This is a genomic window from Bacillus sp. P4_D3 (genome assembly GCF_056401855.1).
In genome coordinates this window covers 1-4,213 of record NZ_JBFUIN010000271.1, presented here as the reverse complement: position 1 = coordinate 4,213, position 4,213 = coordinate 1, and the positions used below count along the sequence as shown (strand labels likewise).

At 35.2% G+C, this 4,213-nt stretch carries 5 protein-coding genes; 3 read left to right on the top strand and 2 right to left on the bottom strand.

Going from position 1 to position 4,213, the window contains the following annotated elements:
- On the top strand, nucleotides 1-1,132 hold a 1,132-nt coding region (gene ppk1, locus AC1DTM_RS19075), incomplete at its 5' end, for a polyphosphate kinase 1 (RefSeq protein ID WP_477000660.1).
- Between the two features lie 166 nt (nucleotides 1,133-1,298).
- On the opposite strand, the gene AC1DTM_RS19070 is transcribed toward ppk1, so the two are convergent.
- Entirely contained in the window at nucleotides 1,299-1,535 is a 237-nt protein-coding gene (locus tag AC1DTM_RS19070; RefSeq protein ID WP_002145984.1) for a hypothetical protein, read from the bottom strand.
- A gap of 97 nt (nucleotides 1,536-1,632) precedes the next feature.
- Nucleotides 1,633-2,490 (bottom strand): metallophosphoesterase, encoded by an 858-nt coding sequence (locus AC1DTM_RS19065; RefSeq protein WP_016106053.1) that lies wholly within the window; start codon nucleotides 2,488-2,490, stop codon nucleotides 1,633-1,635.
- A gap of 194 nt (nucleotides 2,491-2,684) precedes the next feature.
- Here AC1DTM_RS19065 and fadH point away from each other — a divergent pair, with 194 nt between their 5' ends.
- Complete coding sequence (gene fadH, locus AC1DTM_RS19060; protein WP_002145986.1) at nucleotides 2,685-3,449, top strand: 2,4-dienoyl-CoA reductase; 765 nt, start codon at nucleotides 2,685-2,687, stop codon at nucleotides 3,447-3,449.
- Between the two features lie 254 nt (nucleotides 3,450-3,703).
- Nucleotides 3,704-4,213: EAL domain-containing protein (locus AC1DTM_RS19055; protein ID WP_477000659.1), on the top strand; the 510-nt coding region annotated here is incomplete at its 3' end.

Genomic DNA, 4,213 nt, shown 5'->3' with positions numbered 1-4,213 from the left:
TCTAGTATATCCGGCTCTTATTCCTCAACCTCCTCAAGATTTAGGTGATGAGGAAGATGTATTTGAAAAAGCGATAGAACATGATATTTTATTACACCATCCCTTTGAGTCGTTTCAGCCAGTCGTTGATTTTGTCCGTGATGCGGCAGATGACTCGAATGTACTTGCAATCAAACAAACATTATATCGTGTAAGTGGAGATTCTCCAATAATTCAGGCGTTGAAGGTAGCAGCTGAAAAAGGAAAACAAGTGACGGTATTGGTTGAGTTAAAGGCGAGGTTTGATGAAGAGAATAATGTTAATTGGGCTAAAGAATTGGAACAGGCCGGATGTCACGTTATTTACGGAGTAAGTCACTTGAAAACGCATAGTAAAATTACGTTAGTTGTAAGAAGAAGAAACGGAAAAATTGAAAGGTTTGTACATCTTGGAACCGGAAATTATAATGATGCAACAGCGAAGTTGTATACCGATTTTGGATATATTACATCGCGAAAAGACTTTGGTGTAGATGCAACAAATTTCTTTAATTATTTGAGTGGTTATACAAAAAAACCGCATTTTCATCATTTATCTGTTGCCCCGTTTGATATAAGAGAGCAGTTTATGGAGTTAATAGATGAGGAAATTCGTTACCATAGACAATATGGAAATGGATATATTATCGCTAAGATGAATTCGTTAACAGATAAACCGTTAATAAAAAAAATGTATGAAGCATCGCAAGCTGGGGTAAGGATAGAGCTCATCGTTAGAGGGACATGTTGTTTAAGACCTGGTATTCCAAATGTAAGTGAAAATATTCGTGTAGTTAGTGTTGTGGGAAGATATTTAGAACATAGCCGTATTTATTATTTCCATCATAATGGAGATGAAAAAATATATTTATCTTCAGCTGATTTGATGACGCGAAATATGGAAAAACGAGTAGAAATATCCTTCCCGATTTTAGATATTGAAATGAAAGCGAGAATAAAGGCAATTTTACAGCTAATTTTAGCCGATAATGTGAAAACACGTGAACAAAATAAAGATGGTGACTATTATTATATAATTAATAGTAGTATAGAAGAAATTGATAGCCAAGTGAATTTATTTAAGATGGCGTACCAAAATACAGATGCTGAATAATAGAGAAAAAGTAAAAACCTCTTAATCGAAATTAAGAGGTTTTTATTTTTTTCTCTACTCATTCTTCCATAAATGGAAGAATGAGTAGAGAGAATAGTTTTTTATTATAGGCGTGTGATAAATCGGTTCGTTGATAGAAAAACATTAGAAGAATCGTTGTTTTAAATTAATAATAGTATGGTTGTTGACAAGGCCCTCCGTAACAAGGAAAGGGTGCTGGTGGTGGGAAAGGCGGTGGATATGGCGGATAAAACGGTCTAGGGCCGAAAGCTAATGCTCCACCGAGTAACCCTCCAGCAATTCCAGCTAGAAATGGAACACCGAAAAATGGAAAGAAGCGTGAGTCGCCTGCTGGGCCAATAGATGCTGAACGAACTGGGATTGGTTGATAATATGGATACATGAACAAACCTCCTTTACTGGACTCATTTTTATCATATGGTGGACCAAGTGTGGATGAGCGCGTACAAGAAAGGATATGTAAGAAAATAGGCGAATTGTTACGAATGTTGTAGGATAAAGAGTGTAATTTCAGGTTTTGACATAAAGCGGAATGGGACACGTGTTCTTCCAATACCTCGATTGACATAAAGAGTCAAACCTTGAATGTTATAGAAACCCTCAATATATTCTTTTGCAAGCGACGGGGTAATAATAGCACCTAAAAAAGGAATTTGTACTTGTCCGCCATGGCTATGACCAGAAAGTTGAAGATTGATTGGATAGGTAGCGATTTGTGGCGCGATATCTGGTTCGTGAACGAGAACAATTGTATAAATGTTTTGTTTTGCATGTTGTAAAGTTTCCGCTATTTTTGGTTTACCTAGTAGCATATCATCGAGCCCGAAAATAGAAATTTCACTATTATCCAGTAAACGAATTCGTTTTTCGCTATTTTGCAAAAGTTCAAATCCAGATTCGCGCATGATGTGATCATAGTATTCAGTTCCATATCCACCATGGTCGTGGTTACCATAAATAGAAAATTTACCGAAGGGTGCCTGTATATTCTTTAAAATGGATGCAACAAAAGGAGCCTCGGTATATGTTTGGTAATTATCAATGAGATCACCAGTAAAAAGGACAATATCTGGCTTTTCAGCATTAATCTTGGAAACGATTTGAGATAAATGTTGGAGAGAGAAATAGTATCCTAGATGTAAATCGCTAAATTGAAGGATTTTCATACCATGAAAACCTTTTGGTATGAGCTGTGATTTAAGTGTGTGTTGCGTAAAAGAAAGCAAATAGGGCTCTATATATTTAGCATAATAATAGCCGATACTAGCGGTTATAAATGAATATAGACAAGTGCGTATTCCAGATTTTAAAAAATTTCTTCTTGTAATTTTCTTCATATATAGGTTACTCGAATCTCCCTTCAGTTTTTTGGAAATATATTTTAAACACTAAAAAAGTAGTATAGATTACGAAAAAATGAACGAAAAGAAACCCCTTTACGTTAAAATATCAGAAAAATTGAAAAATATAAAGATTTCTATCAAATAAAGTGATAAAATGAATGTGTATTCATTTTTTGGAGGGGATGTATGTGAAAGAGAAGGTAGTTATTATAACAGGTGGATCAAGTGGAATGGGAAAAGGGATGGCGACTCGTTTTGCGAAAGAAGGGGCACGAGTTGTTATTACAGGGCGTACAAAAGAAAAGCTAGAAGAAGCAAAGTTAGAAATTGAACAGTTTCCAGGGCAAGTATTATCTGTACAAATGGATGTACGAAATACTGATGATATTCAAAAAATGATTGAACATATTGATGAGAAGTTTGGACGAATTGATATTTTAATAAATAATGCAGCCGGAAACTTTATTTGTCCAGCAGAGGACTTATCTGTTAATGGCTGGAATTCGGTAATTAATATTGTATTAAATGGTACATTTTATTGCAGTCAGGCTGTTGGTAAATATTGGATTGAAAAAGGTATAAAAGGAAATATTATTAACATGGTGGCAACATATGCATGGGATGCAGGCCCAGGGGTTATCCATTCGGCAGCAGCTAAAGCTGGTGTATTAGCAATGACAAAAACTCTTGCTGTTGAGTGGGGACGTAAATATGGGATACGAGTTAACGCTATCGCACCAGGACCAATTGAACGTACAGGTGGTGCCGATAAATTATGGATTTCAGAAGAAATGGCTAAGCGTACAATACAAAGTGTCCCGCTTGGTAGGCTGGGGACACCAGAAGAAATTGCGGGTCTAGCTTATTATTTATGTTCAGATGAAGCTGCATACATAAATGGAACTTGTATGACAATGGATGGTGGCCAGCATTTGCACCAATATCCATTTTAAAAGGGATGGAAAATGAATGATTTATTATTTTTTCTTTGGTAAAATGTGACGAAGTTGTGACATGTGAGAGAAATGTGTTTACAAAGGGGAATATATACGTTATATTTAAGACCTCTTTTTTCTTCATAGTAGAATTGCTAATTCCCCTTAGCATTTTACCCCTCTAATCCCTTCAGGAAAACTGAAGGGATTTTTTATTATTTTTCCGTAAATATCGTGTTATAATTTTTGAAAAGTAAAGGGAGGGAAGCACGTTGATAGATGCGTTAGATGTAATGAGTAACTTGGATAAAGTCCTTCCTTATTATCAAGCTATTTTTAGTGCTGATGAGCATACAGTAATTGGATATGAAGTTGTAGGACGTATTCAAACAGAAGAGGGCATACAAAGTTTAGCATCTTTCTTCCATGATGATTCTATTCCGAGTGAGTTCCAACTTGAAGCGGATAACATCATTGTAGAAAAAGCGTTAAATAGGTATTTAGAAACGGATCAAAAATTATTATTATTTATACATCGGAATGCTAATGTATTAATGAATGATGAAGATGAAAGTTTACTTCAACTTTTGCTGATGTATGAAGAACAAGGTTTGAACTTACAACGCATTGTTCTAGAAATAACAGAACATGAATGTAAAGAAGATATAGAACAATTTAATCATTTACTGATGTATTATCGTACATATGGTATTCAAATTTCGATTAATAAAGTCGGAACGGGTACAAGTAATTTAGAGCGTATTAGCGTGTTAGCACCGGAT